Genomic DNA, 24,109 nt, shown 5'->3' on the forward strand with positions numbered 1-24,109 from the left:
ATGTTATTTTTACTTAAATAATTATATTATGGAATGAATCTGAGTATAATTAATATTATATAATGAAATTAATTTGAGAGAAAAGGGGATATTTATGTTTGGGATAGATAAAAAATTGATTGAATATATAGTTGCAAAATCTAATTACAGTGAGCTAAGTTCAAAGTCAGCAGAAGTATCTTTTTTCTTAATGTTGTCCATATTTCCTTTTTTAATATTTACTATAAGTTCTATAGCATACATACCAGTTCTTCATTTAAATAAATATATAGCTCTTTTTAGAAATATGATGCCAGAAGGTGCTTTTGATGTATTATCTTCAATTATAGTTTCTGCAATAGATAATAGAAATTTAAATTTTTTAGCTGTCAGTTTTGGACTTACTATGTGGACATCTTCAAGAGCAGTGAAAGCTCTTATTAAAGGAATGAACAGAGCATATAAAGTTAAAGAAACTAGGTCTTTTTTAAAAATTTTATCTATATCATTTTTATTTACAATCATGCTTTTAGTATTAATTTTTTTATCTATGATATTTCTGGTTTATGGAGAGAAAATAGGTTATTTTATTTTTAATTTTATAGGATTAGATGAGATATTTATAACAATATGGGATACTTTAAGATACTCTGTAGGTATTTTAACAATAATAGTTATATTTACAGCTTTATATAAGTATACACCAAATAAAAAGTTAACTATGAAAGAGTCTGCGCCAGGTGCTATTTTTGCTACATTCTCTTGGTTCTTGGTGTCATTTTTATACTCTTACTATACAAATTATTATGCTAACTATGAAGTAATCTATGGAAGTATAGCTGAAATAATTGTACTTATGACATGGATGTATTTTAGTAGTTGGTCTATCGTTATAGGTTACGAAGTAAATTCAAGGTTGTATTTTAGAAAAATAAGAAATGAAAGTCTAAAGTAAAATATTAAAAAAGGAAATAGTGTTTAATATAACAAATGTAAATTTTGTAAAAACGTTTTCTGAAAATAATTTACATTTGTTATTACATATGATAATATTGAATTAAGATATTGATAAGGAGATGATTCAATGTTATCAACTACTACATGGAAAAAAATGTTGATAAGCGCAGCGGAAATATTAAAAGAAAATAAGATATATCTATGTGAATTAGATAGTATAGTTGGAGATGGTGATCATGGGATTACTATAGATAGAATAGCAGATTGTATGAAAAAAAGAGCATTAGAAGAAAATGAAAATGATAGCATAAAATCAATCAATGAAGATTTAAGTACTTTATGTATGAATGTAAATGGTGGTTCAGCAGGACCTTTATGGGGGACTATATTTGAAGGAATGGCTGAAGGAATAGATGATAAAGATGAACTTGAAATAGAAGAAATAAAAGGTATGTTTAATGAAGCAAGAGAAAATTTATCTCTTATTTCTACTGCTAAAATAGGCCAAAAAACTTTGGTGGATGCATTATATCCAGCTATAGATGCTATTTATAGTGTACAGAGTAATGACATAATAGATGTCTTTGGAGTAGCTTATGAAAGAGCAGTAGAAGGTGCTGAGAATACTAAAACTTACATAGCAAAATTTGGACGAGCAAAAAGTATAGGAGAAAGAAGTCTAGGACATATGGATCCAGGGGCTGTTTCTATATCATTGATGTTTAAAGGTTTATATAATGCATTATAAATTAGATTAACAAATTAAATAATTCATATAACAAATTTAATAGGGGGAATTTATCATGCCAATGAAAAAATTTATTAACCAGCCAGAAGATTTAACTAGAGAAGTTTTAGAAGGACTAGAACTTGCAAATTCAGACTTACTGAGAGTTACAGATTCAAATTTAGTAATAAATAAAAAATTAGAAGAAGCAGAAAGAGTAACAATAGTCACTCTAGGTGGAGCAGGTCATGAACCAGCATTGAGTGGATTTGTTGGAGATGGAATGGTCGATATAGCTGTAGTTGGAGATGTATTTGCAGCTCCAGGACCTAATTCTTGCTTAGAAGCTATAAAAATGGCTGACAAAGGAAAAGGTGTACTGTTTGTAGTACTTAATCACGCAGGGGATATGTTGACAGGAAATCTTGTTATGAAGCAAGTTAAAAAAGAAGGACTTAATGTTAAAAAAGTTGTTACTCAGGAAGATATAGCAAATGCACCAAGAGAGAATAGCGATGATAGAAGAGGTTTGGTTGGTTGCATACCTTTATATAAAATAGCTGCAGGAGCTGCTAAAGAAGGAAAATCTTTAGATGAGGTTGCAGAAATAGCACAAAAATTTGCCGATAATATGGCTACTATAGCTGTTGCATGTAAAGGAGCTACTCATCCATCTACAGGTATGGTGATTTCTGAGCTTGGAGAAAATGAGATGGAAATAGGAATGGGGCAACATGGAGAAGGTGGAGGTGGACGTATGGAAATGAAGTCTGCTGATGAAACTGCTGAAATAATGACGCAAGCTCTGATTAAAGATTTGGACATTAAAGATGGGGAAAAAGTAATGCTAATAGTCAATGGCTCAGGAGCTACTACTTTAATGGAAATGCTAATAGTGTATAGAAAATGTCATAAAATACTACAAGAAAAAAATATAGAAATACTTTCAAATCATGTTGGAGAGCTTTTAACTACTCAAGAAACAGCTGGATTCCAACTATTTATAGCTAGAATGAATGAGGACTTATTGAGATATTTCAACTCACCATGTAATACACCTTACTTTAAAAAAAATTAGATTGAATTAAAGGGAGATAAAAAATGGCAGATAAAGATGGAATAATATTACCAAAAGATTATGGAGTAGGTATAAAACCTCCAGAACAAAGTTTTTATTTAAAAGGAATGGATAATGTGGATTGGGGAATGAAAAATAGATTATCAAAAATATTCAATCCTAAAACAGGAAAATCACTTATGTTAGCTTTTGACCATGGGTATATCATGGGGCCTACTCAAGGATTAGAAAGATTAGACCTTTCAATACCTGACCTTATAGAAGATGCAGACTGTCTTATGGCTACAAGAGGAGCTTTGAGAACATGTATAAGCCCAATTCAAGATAAAGCTATAGCACTTAGATGCTCGGCAGGAAGTTCAGTACTTAGAGAAGATATGAGTAGAGAGGTCATTGGAGTTGACATAGAAGATGCTATAAGGATGAATGCATCTTGTCTAGCTATACAGACATTTATGGGTGCTGAAGGTGAATGTAAAGCCATAGAAAATTTAGTTAAAACAATAGATATGGGAAATAGATATTCTATACCTGTTTTGGGCGTTGTTGCAGTAGGTAAAGAAATGGAAAGAACTGCAAAATATTTCTTATTAGCTACTAGAATGCTAGCTGAATTTGGAGCAAGTATAGTAAAGAGTTATTACTGTGAAGATTTTGAGAAAATAACAGCTGCTTGTCCAGTACCTATAGTCATAGCAGGAGGGAAAAAAGTCCCAGAGAAAGAAGCATTAGAGATGGCTTATAGAGCCATAAATGAAGGTGCAGCAGGTGTTGATATGGGAAGAAATGTATTCCAATCAGAAAGTCCAAAGGCAATGATAAAAGCAATAAAAGCTGTTGTTCATGAGAATAATACACCAGAGCAAGCATATAAGTTGTTTGAAGAATTAAAGCGAGAATATAAGTAATATATACTAAATTAAGTATATAAATATCAATAAAATACATAAATTTCAATATATTGGAGGTAAATTTATGGAATTTGTACATATAGGTGTTATAACAGACAAACCACAAGAACATGAAGAATTTAATGAAGAATTGAAGGTCTACATAACAGACCCAAAATATACAGAGTTTAAATATGAATATTTGAGATTTGTCGAAGGAAGTCCACTTCCAGAAATAATGCAAAAGAATCCTCATGTTGCATATAAAGTAAAAAATATGGATAAATACTTGAGTGAGAATGAAGTAATTGTAGAACCTTTTAATGTAGGAGATAACTTAAAATGTGCATTTATAATTAATGGTGGTTTTATAATTGAATTAATGCAAGAATGTTGATATTTAAGCTAAAAAGTCTAGAATTTTTCTAGACTTTTTTTATTATTAATACAACTTGACAAATTTTATTTAATGATATAATTTTAATTTATAATCAGCTTTGAAAGGATGAAAATATGGCTATTGATAATGAAATGTTGAAATTGGTAGAAGTATCAAAAATGTATTATGAAGAAAATAAAACTCAAGCAGAAATTGCAAAAATATTAGGTGTATCAAGACCATTGGTAAGTAAAATGCTAAATAGAGCAAAAGAAATTGGAATAGTAAAGATAGAAATTAGAGAATTGTTTTCTAGCAATGATTTATTGATGAATCAAATAAAAGATATTTTTAATATTAAAGGAGGGTTGATAGTTCCCGAAGCTAAAACTGAATATATAACTCAACAAACTATACTAAGTCATGGAATAAAGTATATAAAGGAAGAATTAAATAAGGTCAGTAATGTAGGTATAGGGTGGGGTTACACTATAGGCAATATAATGGAAGAAATGCAAAAGAGCGATGATAATTGTATTTTTAAAGGAGAAGTATATCCATTAGTTGGGATGGCAAATATACCAAACAAAGGGTATCATCCTAATGAGTTAATATCTGTATTTTCAAATAGTACAGGATTTAGTCCTGTATTTTTATATGCGCCTGCATTCCCAACTAGTAGTGAAGAAAGAGATATATATTTGAAAACTGAGAATTATCAAAGTATGGAGAAAAAATGGGATAATATAGACACAATAATTTTATCTATAGACAACTACCCACAGGTACCAGACCAAGCCACTGCAATTAGGTTTGGGAAAAAACTTACAAAAGAGAAGGCAATAGGTTCTTTCTTATCTTATTATTTTAATAAGGGCGGAGAAATAATTAAAAGTGACAATGACTATGTTATACAAATACCTCTTGAAAAATTAAAAAAGGCAAAAAAAGTTATAGCTATATGCTCAGATTCTAGTGTAAGTGCAATAACAGGTGCATTAAAGACTGGATACATAACACACATAATAACTGATGAGAAAAAAGCGACACAAATAATTATAAACAAATAATAAATTACATAAAATTAAATTTATTTACAAGAATATCTTATAAAATATGTTATAATTAATAGAAAATTGTCATATAATTACTTAAAGAGTACTATTGTAAATAACATTGGGAGGTAGTGGTTAGGATATGGATACCCATAATAAATATGTAAATTTTATAAAAAATATACCTGTGCCTTTTTTATATTGTAGAATTATAAAGGGACAAGAAGATATAGAATATCGAGTGGAATATATAAGTAAAGGTATGGGTAAAATACTAAAATTAGAAGAAGGAATTTGCCAAGAAAATATATTAGATTTATTACCTGTATTTAAAGCCAAAAAATATTTTAATGAGTTATTTTCAGATAATGTAAACTGTGTAAAAAGATATATACCAACACTTAAAAATTGGATAAACATAAAAAAACAAATAATAGGAGAATCACACATAATTTTGTATTTTTGTAAAATTGTATTTGATTACAGACAAGTAATCGATTCTTTTAATAAAAAAGAAAAAATAGCCTATATAAAAGATGAAGAAGGCATATACATAGATTGTAGCGAAAATTTAGTTCCAATACTAAGTAATAATATTAAAACAACGAAGGACATATTTGGGAAAGATGATGTAGAAGTATGGGGAGAAAGCGCTGGAAAATTATTTAGGAATGATTATATAGAAGGGGTGTCGAGTAAGAAAAGATTTTTACAAAATCTATTTGAATATAAAGAAACCTTCTTCATGGTTGAAAAATATTTTTTGTATGATGAAGATGAACTTCTGGGAACTATAGGGATAATAGATAATATAATATATAGTGGAAATGGTAATAAAAATTATAATTCAAAAAACTTAATGCAAATGATTGAACATTCAATTCCAGAGAATATGTTTTATAAAGATGTGTATGGAAATTACATTGGATTTAATTCAGGTTTTTTAAATTTAGCTTGTATGAATAAAGAAGAATTATTAGGAAAGAATAGTTATAAAATATCAACAGAAGAATCTTTAATAGATAAGATATTTAAAAGTGATAAAGATGTAGTTGAAAATAAAAAAGTTGCTACATTTGAATCAAATATGAGTATTGATAATGAAAATAAGTGTATTGAGATTACAAAAAGACCATTTTTTGATAGTTATGGAAGTGTTATTGGAATAATTGGAACAGCAAGAGATATAAGCAGAAGAAAGGAACTAGAAGAAGAAATAGATAAAAATAAAATGGAGTTCTTTGCAAATTTATCTCATGAACTTAGAACCCCCATAAATTTAATCTCATCTTCATTACAATTAATAGAAAAAAAAGAAGCAGATTTAATAGAATCAAATGATACTTTAAAAAGAAACCTAGGTATGATAAAACAGAATGGAAATAGAATATTAAGATTGGTAAATAATTTTATAGATTTTACAAAAATGCAGTCAGGATATTTAGATTTCAAACCAGAAGAATCTGACATAATTTCATTTATAGAAGATATTTGTATGTCTGTAGCTGATTTTGCAAGTCAAAATAACATACAACTTACATTTGATACAGAAATAGAAGAATTTTCGATGTTATTTGATTCAGAAAAATTGGAAAGAATAATATTAAACTTACTTTCTAATGGAATTAAGTATAATAAAGAAAATGGAGAAATAAATATATTTCTATGTGTGAAAGATGATATGTTTAAAATGAAAATATCCGATAGTGGGATAGGTATACCAAAAGAAAAAATAGATAAGATATTCAATAGATTTGAACAGATAGATAATGAACTTTCTTACAGAGTTAAAGGAAGTGGAATTGGTCTTTCGCTAGTGAAGTCTTTAGTTGAATTACATGATGGTAGTATATGTTTAAATAGTCAACTTGGGGTTGGAAGCGAATTTATTGTCTCATTACCAGTTAGAAGAGAAAATAATACTGAAAAAAGCAATTATAAAAGAGAAGTTAGCGATGAGCTAAGTAAAAAATTAGAAATAGAATTTTCGGATTTATAATTTAAAGGTAAAAATAAAATTTTAAAAAACTATTGACAATTGATTTAGAAGGGTTTAAAATAAATTACAACATAATAAATAAAAAAGCGATGAATAGGAAGAGTAAATCTAATTCGATTGCCAGAGAGAAGAGTCCATCGGCTGAGAGACTTTTTAAATTAGAGGGATTGAAAACTACCTAGGAGCTACTTTCCGAAGTTATCTATATTAATAGATTTTAGTAAGAATAGTCGTTAACTGCGTTAAAGTATAAAGTGAGTTTTCATAAAATATGAAAATTAAGTTAGGTGGAACCGCGGGAATAATACTCTCGTCCTTATGTTATAAGGATGAGAGTTTTTTGTTATTTAAAAATATAAATAGTAATTATAATAATCATAAAAAATATAAAAGCGATGAATAGGAAGAGTAGATTTAGTTCGACTATCAGAGAGGAAAGTTCAAAGGCTGAAAGACTTTCTAAGTTTGAAAAATTGAAAACTACCTAGGAGCTGTGGTCTGAAGTTACCTTAAAAGGTTCTAGTAAGATTAACCGTTAACTGCGTTAAAGTGTAAAGTGGATTTTATCAATAAATGATAAAATCAAATTGGGTGGAACCGCGAGTATAGACTCGTCCCTTTATCTAGGGATGAGTCTATTTTTATTGCAATAAAAGATTGAAAATAAAAAAAAATCGGAAAATTATAAATTTTAGGAGGATAATAAAATGGAGAATAAAGTAAAAATTGGAGTACTAGGATATGGAACTGTAGGAAGTGGGCTTATAGATATAATAGATAATAATAAAGAAAAAAGAAATATAGAGATAGCTGGAATTTTAGTTAATAATTTGGAAAAACATAAAGATAAAAAATACTCTAATATAATAACTAATAATATAGATGATATATTTGAAAAAGATATAGATATACTTGTAGAAGTTATGGGTGGTTTAGAACCAACATTATCTTATATTAAAAAGGCTTTAAATAATAAAATTCATGTTGTTACAGCAAATAAAGATTTACTAGCTGAATGTGGAGATGAGCTTGCAAAATTAGCAAGTGAAAATAAGGTAAGTATAAAATTTGAAGCTTCAGTCGCTGGAGGGATACCAGTATTAAAACCAATAATAGAATCATTAGAAGGAAATAACATAGATAGTATAAATGCTATTTTAAATGGAACTACTAACTTTATATTGTCTAAAATGTATGACGAGAATTTATCTTATGATATGGCATTAAAACAGGCTCAAGAATTAGGTTTTGCTGAAGCAAATCCAGAGTCAGATGTATTAGGATATGACGCTGCTAGAAAACTATCAATATTATCAACTCTAGCTTATGACAATAGAGTGTATTGGAAAGATGTATATTTAGAGGGAATTACAGATATAGATGAAAAAGATATTGAATATGCAAAGAGATTAAATTGTAAGATAAAATTAATTGGTCAAAGTAAGTATGAAAATCATAAAGTAAGTGCTTTTGTTAGACCTGTCCTAGTAGAAAAAGATAATATACTTGCTAGAATAGATAATGAATTTAATGCTGTTATAGTAAATGGTGATTCAGTAGGAGAAGTTTCTTTTGTAGGTAAGGGAGCTGGAAGTCTAGCAACAGGGAGTGCAGTTTACTCAGATGTTATTGATATAATAGATAATAGAGTTTCAAGTATAGACTCTTTTACTAAGGATAAAATACAAGTTAATAAGATAGTTAGAGAAAAATGTGGAGCACTTCTTAGATTTAAAAAATGTAATAAAGATGAAATACTAAATATAGTTGAGAATTGCCTAGTAAATTATGATATTTTAAATGATGATGATGAACTTGCTATTATGGTTTATGCTGATTCTGAGTACGAAATAAATAACAGCTTATGTCTAATAAAGGATAAGGGATATTGCGAAAAAATAAATAAAATGTTGAAAATAAGTTAAAAAAGGAAAAAAATAAGTTTATATGTAACATATTTTGACGACTTTAATACTATATACTATGAGATAAAACAAAACATCTCATAAAAAATTAAAATTAAAAGGAGAGATATGTTATATGGAAAATAAAAAATATGCAAATGGTGGTTATCCAGAAGATTGGTATGAAAGAGGAGAAGCTACAGCTAAATGGTTCCAAAATGATGGAGAAGAATTTGAAAGAGCAGCATATGATGAAGATAGAGAAAGAAGAGGTTCAAACTGTGGATGTTCAAATCAAGAAGAAAATAGACCTAGAAATTGTGAAAGATTTAGAAGAGAAGCTGAAATAAGAGAAAGAGAAGCTAGAGAAGCATTCTGCGAATCTGCAGAAAGAAAAAAAGAAGCATTAGCATATGAATGTGAAGCTAGAAAATTATGGGAACAAGCAGAAAAATACTGGGATGAATATTCTGAGTTCAATTATAGAGGAATAGAATATTTAGCAGAAGCTGCTAGATTATTTGATAAAGGTATGGAATGTGAAGCTAGAAGAAATGGAAATAATGGCGGAAATAATAACAATGGTTGCCATAAATGCCATAAACCTAATTGTAACTGCTGTAGAAAATAAAAGAATTTTATTGACAAATCAATAGTTAAAATATATCATATTATGTATAATAAAGAGAAAATTCAGAAAAAAATTAATGATTAGAAGAAATATAAGTATAGTTATTAGACAAATAGTGCTCAGTTAGTGAGGTGAGTACAATATGATTAGACTCCTATCCTCTAGCTTTTAATAGAGGATGGGAGTCTTTATTTATTTATGTATCTTAAATAAGGATAATATTGTAAAATTGGGAGGTAAGAAATGAAAAACATTAAGACATCAAGTACAAAAGAAAAGGTAGATGAAAAAGTTTTAAGAGAGCAAGTAAGTTCTATAATAGAAGATATAAGAAGAGATAAGGCTGTTGCACTTAAAAAATACAATGAGAAGTTTGATAGAAATACAAGAGATGAATTTAGAATAACTAAAGAAGAGATAAAAGAAGCTTATAAACATGTAGATGAGGAATTTATAAATAATTTGAAGATAGCTGCTGAAAATATAAGAGAATTTGCTAAGGCTCAAAAATTAAGTTTTGAAAATTCATTTGAAAAAGAAATTTATCCAGGGGTAATCTTAGGTCAAACTAATATTCCAATAGAGTCATGTCTCGCATATGTTCCAGGTGGACAATATCCATTATTTTCAACAGCACTTATGCTTATAATACCTGCAAAAGTTGCAGGTGTAAAAAGAATAGTAGCATGTTCGCCAACTATGAAAAATACTGAAGATATAAATCCTAAAACATTGGTAGCTATGGACATAGCAGGAGCTGATGAAATATATGCAACTGGAGGTGTCCAAGCTATAGCAGCTTTTACATATGGTACAGAAAAGATTAATCCAGTTGACATAATTGTAGGACCAGGAAATAAATTTGTAACTGAAGCTAAAAGACAGTGTTATGGTCAAGTGGGAATTGATTTTGTAGCTGGTCCAAGTGAAGTTCTTATAATAGCTGATGAAACTTCAAATCCAGTTTATATTGCGGCTGATTTGTTAGCACAATGTGAGCATGATTTAAATGCAAGAGGAATATTATTAACAAATAGCTTAGAAATAGCAGAGGAAGTTGAAAAAAACATAAAAATTATGTTAGAAGATTTGCCAACAAAGGATATAGCATATAGTTCATGGGAAAATAATGGTGAGATAATTCTAGTTGATGATATGGAAGAAGCCATTAAAATAAGTAATTTTTATGCACCAGAACATTTAGAAGTTGCAGTAGAGAAGTATGATGAGATTTGTGATAAATTAACTAACTATGGTTCTCTATTCATTGGAAATCTTTCTGCTGAAGTATTTGGTGATTATGTTTCAGGTACTAATCATACATTGCCAACACTTAAAGCATCAAGATATACTGGTGGTGTTTGGGTTGGTACATTTATAAAAACTTGTACAAAGCAGATATTGAATGAAAAGGCCATAAAAATGTTAGCTCCTGTTGCAGAAAAGTTAGCAAAAGAAGAGGGATTATATGCACATGCAAAGGCAGCTGAAGTGAGGTTTAAAAAGTAGATTTTGCAAAAATTTATTTTTAAATTAGCTATTTTAATATAAAAGTCATTTCATAATAATTTTAGTTCAGCTTGAAATGGCTTTTTTTATTGAAAACTTATTGACAAATTTATATTACAGATATTATACTAAACTTAATAAATAAAGTTTATAAAGTAAGGTGTTGTTTATGAAAAATATAGTTGGAAAGCCACAAACGATAAAGAAAGTAAATGAAGATTTAATAAAAAATATTATAAAAAATGAAGGTCCCATAACGAAACCAGAAATTTCAAGTATTACTGAATTGAGTTTAGCTACAGTTAATAAAACTGTAGAACAATTGGCTTTAAAAAATGAAGTTAAAGTAAGTGGATTAAGTGAATCTACTGGAGGGAGAAGAGCACAGTTATTTGAAATAAATGCAAACTTAGAACATATAATAGCTTTATATTATTATAGAAATAGCTGTATAGGAGTAGTTGCAAATTTATTAGGTGATATAACGTATCAAGAAGAATTTAACATAAGAATGGATACGTATGAAAACGTTAACCAAGACACTTTTTTTGTTATAGATACTTTAATAGAAAGGGTAAGAGGAAACAGTATAAGAGCTATTGGAATTGGTGTTCCAGGAGTTGTAAAAAATGGCGTGGTTAAGAATATACCAACTATAAAAAGTTGGGAAGGTATAAATTTAGAGACTTTAATCAAGAGTAAATACAATACTGAAGTATTTATAGAAAATGATACAAACATTACTACTATTGGAATCTATCAAAAACAGTATAAAGATGAATATAAAAATATGGCTCTTATGTATTTAGAAGATGGGATTGGCTCAGGTATAGTTATAAATGGTGAGTTATATCTAGGCTCCACAAATTTCGCTGGAGAATTGAGTTATTTAAATATGGAGTTTAATAAGCATAACCATGAAAACTTAAATATTGAAGACTATATTCTAAGTTTAAGAAAAAGATATTTGGAGAGTAAAAATGATAACTTTAAAAAAGAAATCTTATCTATAATATCAACTTTTGTAAGAACTCTTGTATGTGTTTTAAATCCAGAAGCTATGATTATACAATGTAGTATATTAACGAAGTTTGACATGGAATTTATAGAAAAAGATGTAAGCAAGAGTGTGGGAGAAGAAAACTTTCCTAAATTAATAAAAGTAGAGTCATTGAGAGAAGGAAGTATAAATGGAGTAATTAGTATGTGTTTAAAAGAAACTGACTATCAATACTCCTTGTCTAATAAAAAAGGAGGCTATTAATGTGAAATATTTGATTTCAATAGATGGAGGAGGAACAAAAACAAAATTTTGTGCAAGTGATTTAGATGGAAACATACTTAAAGAACATACCACTGGTTCAACTAATTATAAGTCAGTTGGAATTCAAAAAACATATGAAAATATTAATGATGGACTTGAGAAAATATTAAAAGATTTACATATTAATTATGACGATATTGAGTATATGGTATTTGGTATATCAGGATGCGATTCTCCTAATGATTATGAGATTATAATGGATGAAATATTGAAAATTGGACTTAACAAAGAAAAAATATATCTAGTAAATGATGCGGTTTTAGCATTTTATGCACAAACTGATGCTCCTGGTCTAGTAATTGTAGCTGGTACAGGTTCGATTGTATTAGGAATTAGAGAAGATGGAGAAATATATAGAGCTGGTGGATGGGGATATAATTTTAGTGATTTGGGTTCTGGATATGATATAGGAAGAAAATTATTAAAGAAGGTTTTACTTTATTGTGATGAGTGTCATGAGTATAGTGATTTGTTTAATTATGTTTTATGTTTCTTTAATGCAGATAGCTTTGAGAAACTTACATATATGATTACTGAAATAAACAACAATGTTGAAATAGCAAATTTAGCTTCATTAGTTATTGATTGTGCTGAACAGGGTGATAAGTTAGCTATTGAAATATTAAGAGAGTCATCAATTGAATTGTCTAAACTAGCTCAAGTAATATTAAGTAAAATCTCTAATTCAATTAAAAAGGATAAAAGTGAAATAAATATAGTTTTGTCTGGTGGTACATTAAACAGAACTATATATGCTCAAATGTTAATGAATAATTTAAAAACAGAAAACATAGATAAAAAATTAAACTTTATACTTCAAGAAAATCAGCCTGTATATGGAGGTATAAGACTTGCTATGGCATTAGCTGATAGGAGGGTCAAACATGGATAGAAAAAAAGTAATAGTACAAATTTTTACAGGCGGATTTAAAAATAAAGAAATAAAATTTAATGATATAAAATGTAAACTATTAGAATTATTGGAATGTATTGATATAGAAAAGGTTATTATGGGTTGGAGTGTAGATAAAGAGCTATATATAAAAACTAAAAAGTTATTAAATAAATATAATGTTGAATTATACCTTTGGTTACCATGCTTTTCAGAAATAGGATTGCTTGAAAAAAGTAATTTACTAATTGATTATACTGGAAGGGATGTTACAGGATACGCTTTGCAAGAAGATGAGAACTTTGAATTTTATTGCCCAAACGATAAGGAAAATATAAAAAATGTAAAGAAAATATATAGTACTTATTTTAGTGAAATTGAATTTGATGGAATTTTTCTAGATAAGATAAGGTATGGTTCTTTTTCGAATAAGTTAAATGGTGTTTTTAATTGTTTTTGTAAAGATTGTTTAAATATATATGAAAAAAATAATATAGATAAAAAGTCATTAATGATAGAAATGAATAATGTATCTAATAAAGTTAGAAGTAATGAATATACTCCATTTGGCATAACAGAATACATTAATGGAAAATACAAATTTAAAAATAAAATATGGGAAAGTTTTTTCGAAATAAAAAATCAAAGTATATACAACGCATTAGTAGAGATAAGTAGTTATTTTAAAGATAAAGGATTGAAAATAGGTATAGATACTTTTTCTCCTTTTATTTCTTACTTTACGGGTCAAGATTTAGAAAAATTACAAGAAGTAGCCGATTTTATAAAACCAATGATGTATAGAATTACGAAAGCTCCAGCGGGTTTACCATTTGAATTTGAAAGACTTATTGATGAATCTGTACATGAAAATAAAGAGATTGTAAAACAAAAATTCTTAGATATTTTAGGGATTAGAGAGTATGAAGGGGATGTATATCCTATAAAATTTGTACTAGAAGAAATAAATTTTATGACAAAAAATCTTACTAAAGATATATATGTAGGCATTGAAATTAATAAAAAAGGAATTATAGCTCCTGTTACACCTAAATATATAAGTGAAAATATTTCAAATATAAATAAGACTACAGTAAAAGGATATGTTTTATCTTGGGACTTGTTATCAGCACCAAAAGAAAATATTGATGAAATTATAAAATGGTTTGGAAATTAGTGAGGTGATATAGTGAGTAAAATATTGGAAATGCAACAAATATGTAAAAGTTTTGGAAAAGTAGATGTTTTAAATGGTATAGATTTTGAATTAGAAAAGGGGGAAGTAAGAGCTCTTTTGGGAGCTAATGGTGCAGGAAAATCTACACTTATTAAAATTTTAGGAGGAGTTCATTCTCAAACTAAAGGTAAAGTAATTTTAGATGGTAAAGAAATTATGTTTAAAAATCCGCATCATTCTAAAGAAAATGGTATTAGTATAATTTATCAAGAATTAAGTTTGATACCAACACTTACAGTTATCGAAAACGTTTTTCTTGGTAGAGAGACCTTAAAAGGAATTGTGTTTTTAGATAAGAAAGATATGTTGGAAGAATATATGAAGATTTGTGAAGATTTTGATTTTAATATAGACGCACAGATAGTGGTGTCTAATTTGAGTGTAGCAAATCAACAAATGGTTGAGATAATGAAAGCAGTTTCATGTAATTCTGAAATTATCATAATGGATGAACCGACAACATCACTTACTAATAATGAAAAAGAGGGACTGTTTAAAATAATAAACAGATTAAAATCTAAAGGTAAAACTATAGTTTATATTTCTCATATATTAGAGGAAGTATTTAAGGTATGTGATAGTACAAGTATAATGAAAAATGGAGTTATGGTTGGAACTTATGATGTAAAAGATTTAACTAAATTAAAAATAACTCAACTTATGACAGGTGATGATAATCACAAACTTATTGAGAAAAAGGATTATACATTTGCAAAGTATGAAGAACCTCCAGTACTAGAAGTTAATAATATAAGTTGGTCTAATAAAATAAAAAATGTTTCATTTAAAGTTTATAGAGGTGAAGTTGTAGGTCTTGCAGGTCTTGTAGGTTCAAGAAGAACTGAAATTATAAATTTGATATTTGGGATAGAGAATAAAGATAGTGGAGACATATGTATTAATGGTAAAAAAGCGGAGATAACTTCTCCTAAAATTGCTATAAAGAATAAAATAGGTCTGATTCCTGAAGATAGAAAAAATCTGGGATTAATTTTAGAGCAAGCTATATATACCAATTCAGCATCAGTGCAAATTGATAAGTTTAAGAAATTATTGTTTATAGATAGAAATAGAGAAATTGAGTTCTCTAAAAAAGGTGTCAAAGAGCTGGGAATAAAAATTAGCGATGTAAAACAAGAAGTAAAGGAACTTAGTGGTGGAAATCAACAAAAAGTAGTAGTTTCTAAATGGTTAGACAAAGACTTGGATGTAATAATATATGATGAACCGACAAAAGGAATAGATATTGCTGCAAAAGAAGATATTTTTAATACAATAAAGGAATTTTCACGTAAAGGAATAGGAGTAATATTTATATCTTCTGATTTAGAAGAAGTAATAAGAGTAAGTGATAGAATTTTAGTAACTAGAGAAGGTTCTATTGTAGATGAGCTAAAAAATGAAAATATAAAGGTTCAAGACATAATGAACAGTATATTTAATGTATAAAAAATGAAAATGGAGGACTAACATGAAAAAAGCTTTTGAGAAATTGAATTTAAGAGATTATGGAGTATTACTAGGTTTTTTGGCTTTATGTATAGCTATAAGTATTGCAACTCCATCATTTTTAGGTAAGCAAAATATACTTAATCTTTTACGACAATCTTCTATAATTGGAATAATTTCAGCAGGTATGACTTTTGTTATAATATCTGGGAACTTTGATATATCAGTTGGAGCAGTAGCAGCTCTTGCAGGTGCCATAACAATGAAGTTTGCAACTGGTGGAACTAACTTGTTTGTATCTATGCTTATAGGTATAGCAATTTGTGCAGTAATAGGGTTAATCAATGGGATAGTAGTTGCCAAGATAAATGTACCATCGCTGATAGCTACTATGGCTATGGTTACCATTGTAAGAGGATTGCTATTGATGCTTACAGGAGGGTATCCAATTACTGAAAATATACCAATACTTGATTACATTGGAAATGGATATTTGTTTAATATACCAATACCAGTGGTAATTTTCTTTATAGTAGTACTAGTTTCATTTATTGTACTTAATAGAACTAAGTTTGGTAGATATGTTTATTCTGTAGGAGGGAATCAAGAAGCAAGTAAACTTAATGGCATAAATGTAGATTCTCATAAAATAAAAGTATTTACTATTAATGCTATACTTGCAGGAATAGCTGGTATTGTACTAACTGGAAGGCTTGGAACTGCAACTGCGATTGCAGGTGAAGGATATGATATGGATGCAATTGCGTCTGTAGTAATAGGAGGTACATCAGTAGCAGGGGGGTCTGGCTCTGTACTTAAAACTGTTATAGGTGTATTACTTATGAGTGTTATAAACAACAGTTTTAATCTTCTTGGAATAGATGTGTATTTCCAATACATATTTAAAGGATTAATAATTTTAGCAGCAGTTGGATTTGATTCTTATAGCAAGAAAAAGCTTGCTTCAAGATAAAAAATAAGGGGGATTTTTTTATGAAAAAGTTAATGAAACATTTAGCATTGTTGCTATCACTTGTTATGATATTTAGTTTGGTTGGTTGTTCAAATGGTGGTGGCAAAGAAAAAAATGGAGAAAAGAAAATAGCAGTATTACTACCAGGTTCAACAGGTTACTTTGTAGCAACTAAACAAGGTATAGATGCAAAATCTAAAGAGTTAGGTGTAAATGTAGAATATGCAGATGCTCAATGGGATGCTAGTAAACAATTGTCACAAGCTGAAGATTTTATGGCTAAAGGTGTAGATATGATTGCATTATGTGGAGTTGATTCTGCTGTAAGTGAGAGAATAGTTAAAGCAGCTAATGATTCAGATGTTCCTATAATAGCATTTACAAATTCTATAGGAAGTAATCCAACAGGAGAATTTAAAGGTTTAGTTACATATATAGGACAAAATGAGGAAGAGACAGGAGCATTAACAGGTAAGGTTGCTAAAAACTTATTAGGAGAAGCTGGTGGAAAAGCTGTATTAATAGAAGGTGTTCCAGGAACTACTCCACAAGTATTAAGAAAAAAAGGTCTTGAAAAAGAATTAAAAGATAGTAATATACAAATAATTTATAATCAAACTTCAAATTGGGAAAAAGAGCAAGCTTTAAAAGTAACAGAAGACTTAATTCAAAAGAAAACTGATTTTAATGTTATAATATGCCAAGACGACAACTCTGCTACAGGAGCAGGGCAAGCTTTAAAAGATGCTGGTCTTAAAGATAAAGTTAAAGTTATAGGCTTGGGTGGAAGTAAAGATGGATTAAAAGCTGTAACTGATGGATTAATAGATGGGACAACATATATGTCTGCTGTAGAAGAAGGAGCATTAGTTGTAGAAAAGGCATCTAAGATTTTAAAAGGTGAAAAAGTAGAGCCTGTTACACAGATTAAGCAAGTTGAAGTTAACAAGGATAACATTTCAGAATTTAAAGGTGAATGGTAATATATAACAAATAAAGTTTATGGAGTTACTTTATATAGTTTCTAAAGTAACTCTTTTTTTGTAAACTTATCTATAGATTATTGGATAGTATTTCTAAACAAATAAAAAATTAATATAAACAAAGACTTAATTATACTAAATTATAAGTCAAATTAATATAAACTTTTGTGAAAAAGGAAAACGTCTGAGGTGTTGTAATTACTAAGGTATAGATATTGAGCTAAAAAAACATAAAAAAACATAAAAAAAATGTTGAAAAAAATATAAAAATTTTGTATAATTAAAGATTTGAAAAGTGCGGTATACAAAGCCAATTCTTTTGTATATAATATATATAAATTAAGAAAAAGGAAGGGATATGTATGGCCAGGCGGTTATTTTTAGAAAGGATTGGACTTATATTTTTAGGTTCAGCAATATTAGCATTTGGAGTTTACAATTTTTATTATTTAAACAACATAACAGAAGGTGGAGTGTTAGGTATTTTACTACTGTTAAAAAATTTATTCAATATACAACCAGCAATAGCAAATGTTGTAATAGATGGTTTACTACTTTTAGTAGGATATAAATTTTTCGGTAAAAAATTCCTTATATATTCAATAGTAGCTTCTATAACTTTTTCAGTGTTATATGATTTATTTGAAGCTATAGGGCCTCTGGTACCACAATCACAAAATATGCTTTTATCAACTGTTTTGGCAGGTGTAACTGTCGGAATTGGTGTAGGTATAGTAGTAAAAGCGGGTTGTGCATCAGGAGGAGACGATGCTTTAGCATTAGTAATTTCTAAGACTACATCTTTGAACATAGGGCAAGTTTATTTAGCAACAGATGTTATTGTATTGTTGTTATCATTATTTTATCTATCAGCTTTTGATATATTTTATTCTTTGATTGCTGTTACAATTAGTGGTAAAGTAATTGATTTTATTTATTATCATGGTAAAAGTTTAGATATGGATATAAGTAATGACATAGTTCCAGAATGTTAATATAAATTAAATAACATTATCTTTTATTAAAGATGGCAAATTTGCCATCTTTTTTTGTGTACACATATTTATAAAGATATACTTTTTTATCTGGATTTTTATAAGGTTGATATAGGGGCTTGTATTGGAATTGCTAGGAATACGATTGCTAGATGTATATTTTAAAAACTCACTTTTTATATTTATGAAATACTAATCAGTAACAGATGTTTCTTAATCCTATCTTTATACTTAAAATGATAAGATAAATGAAGTAGCAATACAAAGCTAATATTTGTAAAAGAAATTAAATTAAATGGAGGAGTCAAAATGTTGGATATAGTTATGATAGCATTGTTACTCATAGGATTTATTTCCATGAAGTTGCTTGCTGAATGGTGTGGGAAACAAACGGAAAAAAAATAATGTAATGTATGGAGGGATTACCTATGTGGTTTCTGGCAGTTGTAATTATAATGTTAATAATATATTTGGTGTATGCGCTTATTAATCCTGAAAAATTTTAAACAGTATAAAGACTAATAAGTAAGTTGAATTGGGGGGAACAATTTTTATGGTGCAGATAGTAATAGTGTTAGCGATTTTTATGATTTTAGTAATACCTATGGGCAAGTATCTATATCATATAGCTACTAATCAAAAAACATTTGGAGATAGACTATTTGATAAAGTAGACAATTGTATATATAAGGTATGTAGTATAGATAAGAAAAAAGAAATGAACTGGAAACAGTATGCTCTAGCTTTAGTATTTACAAATGCAGCTATGGTATTTATAGGATACATCATACTTAGAACTCAAAGTATGCATATCTTTAATCCAAGTGGAATTAAAGGTATGGAGCAAGGTTTATCATTCAATACAATAATAAGTTTTATGACAAATACAAACCTTCAACATTATTCAGGAGAATCAGGGCTTTCATACTTTAGTCAGATGACAGTGATAATATACATGATGTTTACATCAGCAGCAACAGGATATTCAGCTGCTATGGCATTTGTAAGAGGTTTGGTTGGTAAAAAGAAAACATTGGGAAATTTTTATGTAGATTTAATTAGAATAACAACAAGAGTACTTTTACCAGTAGCTTTAATTGTTGGAATTATATTGGTTACACAAGGAGTACCACAAACTTTTGCTGGAACAGAAACAGTGACTACTATAGAAGGAAAGCTTCAAGATATAGCTAGAGGGCCTGTAGCAGCTCTTGAATCAATCAAACATCTAGGAACAAATGGTGGTGGATTCTTTGGTTCAAATTCATCACACCCATTTGAAAACCCTACTATTATATCAAATATAGTAGAAATGTTGTCTATGATGATATTACCAGGAGCTTGTGTTGTTGCATTTGGGCATATGATAAAGAATAAAAAACAAGGTTGGGTTGTGTTTGGTGCAATGTCAATCATATTTTTAATAGGTCTAGCGGTTTGTTTTAAAGCAGAGAGTGCAGGAAATCCTATTTTGTCACAATTAGGGCTTAGTCAAAGTATGGGAAGTATGGAAGGTAAGGAAGTTAGATTTGGTATAGCACAGTCTGCATTATTTACAACAGTAACTACTTCATTTACAACAGGTACAGTTAATAATATGCATGATACCTTAACTCCTTTAGGAGGTTTAGTACCACTTTTGAATATGATGTTAAATGTCGTGTTTGGTGGTAAAGGCGTAGGTCTTATGAATATGTTGATGTATGCTATAATAGCAGTATTTTTATGTGGATTGATGGTAGGAAGAACACCAGAGTTTTTGACTAAGAAAATAGAAGGAAAAGAAATGAAGCTTATTGCTTTACTTATTATATTACATCCACTTTTGATACTTATGTTTTCTGGTCTTTCAGTTGCAGTACCAGCAGGGCTTGAAGGAATTTCAAATCCTGGATTCCATGGATTATCACAAGTATTATATGAATTTGCATCTTCAGCAGCTAATAATGGTTCAGGATTTGAAGGTCTAGGAGATAATACTATGTTTTGGAATATAACAACAGGCATAGTTATGTTCTTTGGAAGATATGTATCTATTATAATACTACTTGCGATATCAAGTTTATTGGCATCTAAAAAAGCTGTAAGTGAAAGTATAGGAACACTTAGAACAGATAATTTCACATTTACAATAATTTTAGTACTGGTTGTTTTAATTGTTGGTGCTTTAACATTTTTCCCAGCCTTAGCGCTTGGACCTATTTCAGAGCATCTAGTGTTATGGCACTAAAAAATTGGGAGGGAGTAAAGTTTTATGGAAACTAAAAAAACAAAGTTTATTACAAAAGATATATTCAAAACTTCCATTATAGAAGCTTTTAAAAAGTTAAATCCTAAATATATGATGAAAAATCCAGTTATGTTTGTTGTAGAGATTGGATTTATAGTAACATTGATACTTACAATAATGCCTAGTTTATTTGGAGATGAAGGTAATAATTTAAGAGCATATAATGGGATTGTGACAATAATATTATTTATAACGGTTCTTTTTGCTAATTTTGCTGAAGCTGTAGCTGAAGGTAGAGGAAAAGCCCAAGCAGATACATTGAAGAAAACTAGAAAAGACACAGTAGCAAGGGTTTTAGACAAGCTAGGAAATGAAAAAATGATAAGTGCAAGTGAATTAAAACTTGGCGATATTGTTTTGGTAAATGCAGGAGAAGTTATTCCAAATGATGGAGAAGTTATAGAAGGAATAGCTTCTGTGGATGAATCAGCAATAACTGGAGAATCCGCACCTGTTATGAGGGAATCTGGTGGAGACTTTGCTTCTGTTACAGGGGGTACTACAGTTGTAAGTGACTGGTTAAAAATAAAAATAACAACAAAACCAGGAGAATCATTCTTAGATAAAATGATAGCTCTTGTGGAAGGTGCTTCAAGACAAAAAACACCAAATGAGATTGCCTTAAATACCTTGTTAGTAGGGTTAACACTTATATTTATGGTTGTTTTAATTTCTCTTTATCCAATGGCAAATTATGCAGGAGTAAAGATTCCAATTTCTACTATGATAGCACTTTTGGTTTGCTTAATACCAACTACTATAGGTGGATTATTGTCAGCCATTGGTATTGCAGGTATGGATAGAGTAACTAGATTCAATGTGATTGCAATGTCAGGAAAAGCAGTAGAAGCTTGTGGTGATGTTGATACTATGATTTTAGATAAGACAGGTACCATTACTTATGGAAATAGACTTGCATCAGAATTTATAGCAGTTGGAAATGCAGATTCAAAAGACTTAATAAATTATTCTGTTATGTGTTCATTAAAAGATGATACACCAGAAGGAAAGTCTATAGTTGATTTAGGTGTGAAATTGGGATCAACAGGTAAAACAAAAGAGGCAAATGAAGCTGAATTCATAGAATTTTCTGCACAGACTAGAATGAGTGGAATTAATTTAGCTGATGGTAGAGCTATAAGAAAAGGTGCTTATGATAGTATAATAAAAAGAATAAAAGAATCTGGTGGGGTAGTACCAGAAGATTTAGAAGAAAATGTAAACAGAGTAGCTAAATTAGGAGGAACTCCTTTAGTAGTATGTGTAGATAATGAGATATATGGAATTATCTACTTAAAGGATACTGTTAAATCAGGGCTTGTAGAAAGATTTGCTAGACTTCGTGAGATAGGAATAAAAACAATAATGTGTACAGGAGATAATCCCCTAACAGCAGCTACAATTGCAAGAGAAGCTGGAGTAGATGGATTTATTGCAGAATGTAAACCAGAAGATAAAATAGATGCTATAAAGAAAGAACAATTAGAAGGCAAAATAGTAGCTATGACGGGTGATGGAACAAATGATGCTCCTGCACTTGCTCAGGCAGATGTAGGTCTTGCTATGAATAGTGGTACAACATCCGCAAAAGAAGCAGCAAATATGGTGGATTTAGATTCAGACCCAACTAAGATATTAGAAGTTGTTGAAATAGGAAAACAACTTTTGATAACTCGTGGAGCTTTGACAACTTTTAGTATAGCAAACGATGTTGCAAAATATTTTGCAATTATACCAGCTATATTTACTCTTGCAATACCTCAAATGGAGATATTAAATATAATGAAACTTTCTACATCATTTAGTGCGATATTATCAGCTTTAATATTTAATGCTATAATTATCCCTTGTTTAATACCTCTTGCAATGAAAGGGGTAAAATATAGACCTATGAAGTCACAAGCTATGTTAATGAGAAATATGATTATATTTGGTCTTGGTGGAGTTATAGTGCCATTTTTAGGAATAAAATTAATTGATTTATTAATTACACCTTTAGTAATGGTTCTTAATTTAGGTTAACAAATGGAGGATATAAAAATGAAAACATTAAAACCAGCATTGCTTGTAAGTCTTGTATTGTTAGTTGTTTGTGGACTTGTATATCCACTTGCTTTGACAGGCATAAGTCAAGTTGCATTTAGAGATAAAGCTAATGGAAGTATGATAGAAGTAAATGGTGTAAAAGTAGGTACAGAACTTATTGGTCAAAACTTTACAGATGCTAGATTTTTTAAAGGAAGAGTATCATCAATAAACTATAATACTTATACAAAAGAAGATTTGAAACCAGATAAAGATGGAAATACATCCTATGTAGGTGTTTCATCAGGCTCTTTTAATTATGGAGCAACAAATCCAGAACTTCATGATAGAGTACAAAAAGATATAGAAAAGTTTTTGAAGGACAATCCAACTATTAAAAAAGAAGATATACCAACAGACTTACTTACAGCATCAGGTTCAGGACTTGACCCTAATGTAAGTCCAGCCTCTGCAAAGGTTCAGATACCTGCTGTAGCAAAAGCATCAGGGATATCAGAAAGTAAATTACAAAAAATTGTAGATGATAATACTTCTAAAAAACTATTTGGAGTATTAGGAGAAGACAGGGTAAATGTACTAAAGGTTAATGTAGAGGTTGCAAAAATATTAGGTATTATATAGTATTTTGTAGAGTTTTTATAGCAAAGTATTGTGTATGGCTTAGTTTAAAACATTGTATTTAAAAGGTGAAAATCGATAATGATTTTCACTTTTTTTGTTTGAATATTACTAAAATTTGGAATAAAACGATTGTAGGTATAAAATCCAAAAAAAGGTTGCATTATCAAAATGATAATACTATAATATATTTA

At 29.0% G+C, this 24,109-nt stretch carries 21 protein-coding genes and 2 other annotated features; all 21 genes read left to right on the forward strand.

Annotated elements, in window-relative coordinates; all coding sequences use genetic code 11:
- Positions 1-94: 94 nt before the first annotated feature.
- The 21 genes from ACTG47_RS07950 (at position 95) to ACTG47_RS08050 (ending at position 23,918) form a co-directional block, all read left to right on the forward strand.
- The gene (locus ACTG47_RS07950) at positions 95-934 is read left to right on the forward strand and encodes a YihY/virulence factor BrkB family protein (RefSeq protein WP_479926736.1); all 840 of its coding nucleotides are present in this window, start codon (positions 95-97) and stop codon (positions 932-934) included.
- Between the two features lie 129 nt (positions 935-1,063).
- Positions 1,064-1,684 carry a dihydroxyacetone kinase subunit DhaL gene (gene dhaL, locus ACTG47_RS07955; RefSeq protein WP_479926737.1) on the forward strand — a complete coding sequence of 207 codons (621 nt, stop codon included), beginning with the start codon at positions 1,064-1,066 and terminating at the stop codon, positions 1,682-1,684.
- A gap of 55 nt (positions 1,685-1,739) precedes the next feature.
- Complete coding sequence (locus ACTG47_RS07960) at positions 1,740-2,741, forward strand: dihydroxyacetone kinase subunit DhaK (RefSeq protein WP_479926738.1); 1,002 nt, start codon at positions 1,740-1,742, stop codon at positions 2,739-2,741.
- Between the two features lie 23 nt (positions 2,742-2,764).
- The gene (lsrF, locus tag ACTG47_RS07965; protein WP_479926739.1) at positions 2,765-3,649 is read left to right on the forward strand and encodes a 3-hydroxy-5-phosphonooxypentane-2,4-dione thiolase; all 885 of its coding nucleotides are present in this window, start codon (positions 2,765-2,767) and stop codon (positions 3,647-3,649) included.
- Positions 3,650-3,716: 67 nt separating this feature from the next.
- Complete coding sequence (locus ACTG47_RS07970; RefSeq protein WP_054270065.1) at positions 3,717-4,028, forward strand: hypothetical protein; 312 nt, start codon at positions 3,717-3,719, stop codon at positions 4,026-4,028.
- Between the two features lie 116 nt (positions 4,029-4,144).
- Complete coding sequence (locus ACTG47_RS07975) at positions 4,145-5,080, forward strand: sugar-binding transcriptional regulator (RefSeq protein WP_479926740.1); 936 nt, start codon at positions 4,145-4,147, stop codon at positions 5,078-5,080.
- 127 nt (positions 5,081-5,207) lie between these two features.
- On the forward strand, positions 5,208-7,064 hold the full coding sequence (locus ACTG47_RS07980; RefSeq protein WP_479926741.1) for a PAS domain-containing sensor histidine kinase: 1,857 nt from the start codon (positions 5,208-5,210) through the stop codon (positions 7,062-7,064).
- Between the two features lie 80 nt (positions 7,065-7,144).
- Positions 7,145-7,385: a binding site (T-box leader), on the forward strand.
- Positions 7,386-7,450: 65 nt separating this feature from the next.
- Positions 7,451-7,686, forward strand: a binding site (T-box leader).
- 85 nt (positions 7,687-7,771) lie between these two features.
- Positions 7,772-8,989 carry a homoserine dehydrogenase gene (locus ACTG47_RS07985; RefSeq protein WP_479926742.1) on the forward strand — a complete coding sequence of 406 codons (1,218 nt, stop codon included), beginning with the start codon at positions 7,772-7,774 and terminating at the stop codon, positions 8,987-8,989.
- A 115-nt stretch (positions 8,990-9,104) separates the two neighbouring features.
- The gene (gene cdeM, locus ACTG47_RS07990) at positions 9,105-9,599 is read left to right on the forward strand and encodes an exosporium morphogenetic protein CdeM (RefSeq protein ID WP_479926743.1); all 495 of its coding nucleotides are present in this window, start codon (positions 9,105-9,107) and stop codon (positions 9,597-9,599) included.
- A 243-nt stretch (positions 9,600-9,842) separates the two neighbouring features.
- Positions 9,843-11,108, forward strand: a complete 1,266-nt coding sequence (hisD, locus tag ACTG47_RS07995; RefSeq protein ID WP_479926744.1) for a histidinol dehydrogenase — start codon at positions 9,843-9,845, stop codon at positions 11,106-11,108.
- Positions 11,109-11,277: 169 nt separating this feature from the next.
- A complete protein-coding gene (locus ACTG47_RS08000; RefSeq protein ID WP_479926745.1) occupies positions 11,278-12,372 on the forward strand; it encodes an ROK family protein in 1,095 nt (364 codons plus the stop codon).
- Position 12,373: 1 nt separating this feature from the next.
- Complete coding sequence (locus ACTG47_RS08005; RefSeq protein WP_479926746.1) at positions 12,374-13,324, forward strand: N-acetylglucosamine kinase; 951 nt, start codon at positions 12,374-12,376, stop codon at positions 13,322-13,324.
- On the forward strand, positions 13,317-14,501 hold the full coding sequence (locus tag ACTG47_RS08010) for a hypothetical protein (RefSeq protein ID WP_479926747.1): 1,185 nt from the start codon (positions 13,317-13,319) through the stop codon (positions 14,499-14,501). Before ACTG47_RS08005 ends, ACTG47_RS08010 begins: the two co-directional genes overlap by 8 nt.
- Positions 14,502-14,513: 12 nt before the next feature.
- The gene (locus ACTG47_RS08015) at positions 14,514-16,010 is read left to right on the forward strand and encodes a sugar ABC transporter ATP-binding protein (RefSeq protein ID WP_479926748.1); all 1,497 of its coding nucleotides are present in this window, start codon (positions 14,514-14,516) and stop codon (positions 16,008-16,010) included.
- 22 nt (positions 16,011-16,032) lie between these two features.
- Positions 16,033-16,983: an ABC transporter permease gene (locus tag ACTG47_RS08020; protein WP_169468163.1), complete on the forward strand. Its 951-nt coding sequence runs from the start codon at positions 16,033-16,035 to the stop codon at positions 16,981-16,983.
- A 20-nt stretch (positions 16,984-17,003) separates the two neighbouring features.
- Entirely contained in the window at positions 17,004-17,966 is a 963-nt protein-coding gene (locus ACTG47_RS08025) for a sugar ABC transporter substrate-binding protein (protein ID WP_479926749.1), read from the forward strand.
- 362 nt (positions 17,967-18,328) lie between these two features.
- Complete coding sequence (locus ACTG47_RS08030; RefSeq protein ID WP_169468159.1) at positions 18,329-18,961, forward strand: DUF6198 family protein; 633 nt, start codon at positions 18,329-18,331, stop codon at positions 18,959-18,961.
- A 428-nt stretch (positions 18,962-19,389) separates the two neighbouring features.
- Positions 19,390-19,467, forward strand: a complete 78-nt coding sequence (kdpF, locus tag ACTG47_RS08035; RefSeq protein ID WP_100852713.1) for a K(+)-transporting ATPase subunit F — start codon at positions 19,390-19,392, stop codon at positions 19,465-19,467.
- Between the two features lie 47 nt (positions 19,468-19,514).
- The gene (gene kdpA / locus ACTG47_RS08040; RefSeq protein WP_479926750.1) at positions 19,515-21,191 is read left to right on the forward strand and encodes a potassium-transporting ATPase subunit KdpA; all 1,677 of its coding nucleotides are present in this window, start codon (positions 19,515-19,517) and stop codon (positions 21,189-21,191) included.
- A 24-nt stretch (positions 21,192-21,215) separates the two neighbouring features.
- Positions 21,216-23,273 (forward strand): potassium-transporting ATPase subunit KdpB, encoded by a 2,058-nt coding sequence (gene kdpB, locus ACTG47_RS08045; RefSeq protein WP_479926751.1) that lies wholly within the window; start codon positions 21,216-21,218, stop codon positions 23,271-23,273.
- Positions 23,274-23,291: 18 nt separating this feature from the next.
- Positions 23,292-23,918 carry a K(+)-transporting ATPase subunit C gene (locus tag ACTG47_RS08050; RefSeq protein ID WP_479926752.1) on the forward strand — a complete coding sequence of 209 codons (627 nt, stop codon included), beginning with the start codon at positions 23,292-23,294 and terminating at the stop codon, positions 23,916-23,918.
- Positions 23,919-24,109: the final 191 nt, after the last annotated feature.

The organism is Clostridioides sp. LIBA-6622, from assembly GCF_056716095.1.

Bases quoted from the DNA above. Each gene is read 5' to 3' on its own strand.
- ACTG47_RS07950 (WP_479926736.1), top strand. From the start codon at position 95: ATGTTTGGGATAGATAAAAAATTGATTGAATATATAGTTGCAAAATCT.
- dhaL (WP_479926737.1), top strand. From the start codon at position 1,064: ATGTTATCAACTACTACATGGAAAAAAATGTTGATAAGCGCAGCGGAA.
- ACTG47_RS07960 (WP_479926738.1), top strand. From the start codon at position 1,740: ATGCCAATGAAAAAATTTATTAACCAGCCAGAAGATTTAACTAGAGAA.
- lsrF (WP_479926739.1), top strand. From the start codon at position 2,765: ATGGCAGATAAAGATGGAATAATATTACCAAAAGATTATGGAGTAGGT.
- ACTG47_RS07970 (WP_054270065.1), top strand. From the start codon at position 3,717: ATGGAATTTGTACATATAGGTGTTATAACAGACAAACCACAAGAACAT.
- ACTG47_RS07975 (WP_479926740.1), top strand. From the start codon at position 4,145: ATGGCTATTGATAATGAAATGTTGAAATTGGTAGAAGTATCAAAAATG.
- ACTG47_RS07980 (WP_479926741.1), top strand. From the start codon at position 5,208: ATGGATACCCATAATAAATATGTAAATTTTATAAAAAATATACCTGTG.
- ACTG47_RS07985 (WP_479926742.1), top strand. From the start codon at position 7,772: ATGGAGAATAAAGTAAAAATTGGAGTACTAGGATATGGAACTGTAGGA.
- cdeM (WP_479926743.1), top strand. From the start codon at position 9,105: ATGGAAAATAAAAAATATGCAAATGGTGGTTATCCAGAAGATTGGTAT.
- hisD (WP_479926744.1), top strand. From the start codon at position 9,843: ATGAAAAACATTAAGACATCAAGTACAAAAGAAAAGGTAGATGAAAAA.
- ACTG47_RS08000 (WP_479926745.1), top strand. From the start codon at position 11,278: ATGAAAAATATAGTTGGAAAGCCACAAACGATAAAGAAAGTAAATGAA.
- ACTG47_RS08010 (WP_479926747.1), top strand. From the start codon at position 13,317: ATGGATAGAAAAAAAGTAATAGTACAAATTTTTACAGGCGGATTTAAA.
- ACTG47_RS08020 (WP_169468163.1), top strand. From the start codon at position 16,033: ATGAAAAAAGCTTTTGAGAAATTGAATTTAAGAGATTATGGAGTATTA.
- ACTG47_RS08025 (WP_479926749.1), top strand. From the start codon at position 17,004: ATGAAAAAGTTAATGAAACATTTAGCATTGTTGCTATCACTTGTTATG.
- ACTG47_RS08030 (WP_169468159.1), top strand. From the start codon at position 18,329: ATGGCCAGGCGGTTATTTTTAGAAAGGATTGGACTTATATTTTTAGGT.
- kdpF (WP_100852713.1), top strand. From the start codon at position 19,390: ATGTGGTTTCTGGCAGTTGTAATTATAATGTTAATAATATATTTGGTG.
- kdpA (WP_479926750.1), top strand. From the start codon at position 19,515: ATGGTGCAGATAGTAATAGTGTTAGCGATTTTTATGATTTTAGTAATA.
- kdpB (WP_479926751.1), top strand. From the start codon at position 21,216: ATGGAAACTAAAAAAACAAAGTTTATTACAAAAGATATATTCAAAACT.
- ACTG47_RS08050 (WP_479926752.1), top strand. From the start codon at position 23,292: ATGAAAACATTAAAACCAGCATTGCTTGTAAGTCTTGTATTGTTAGTT.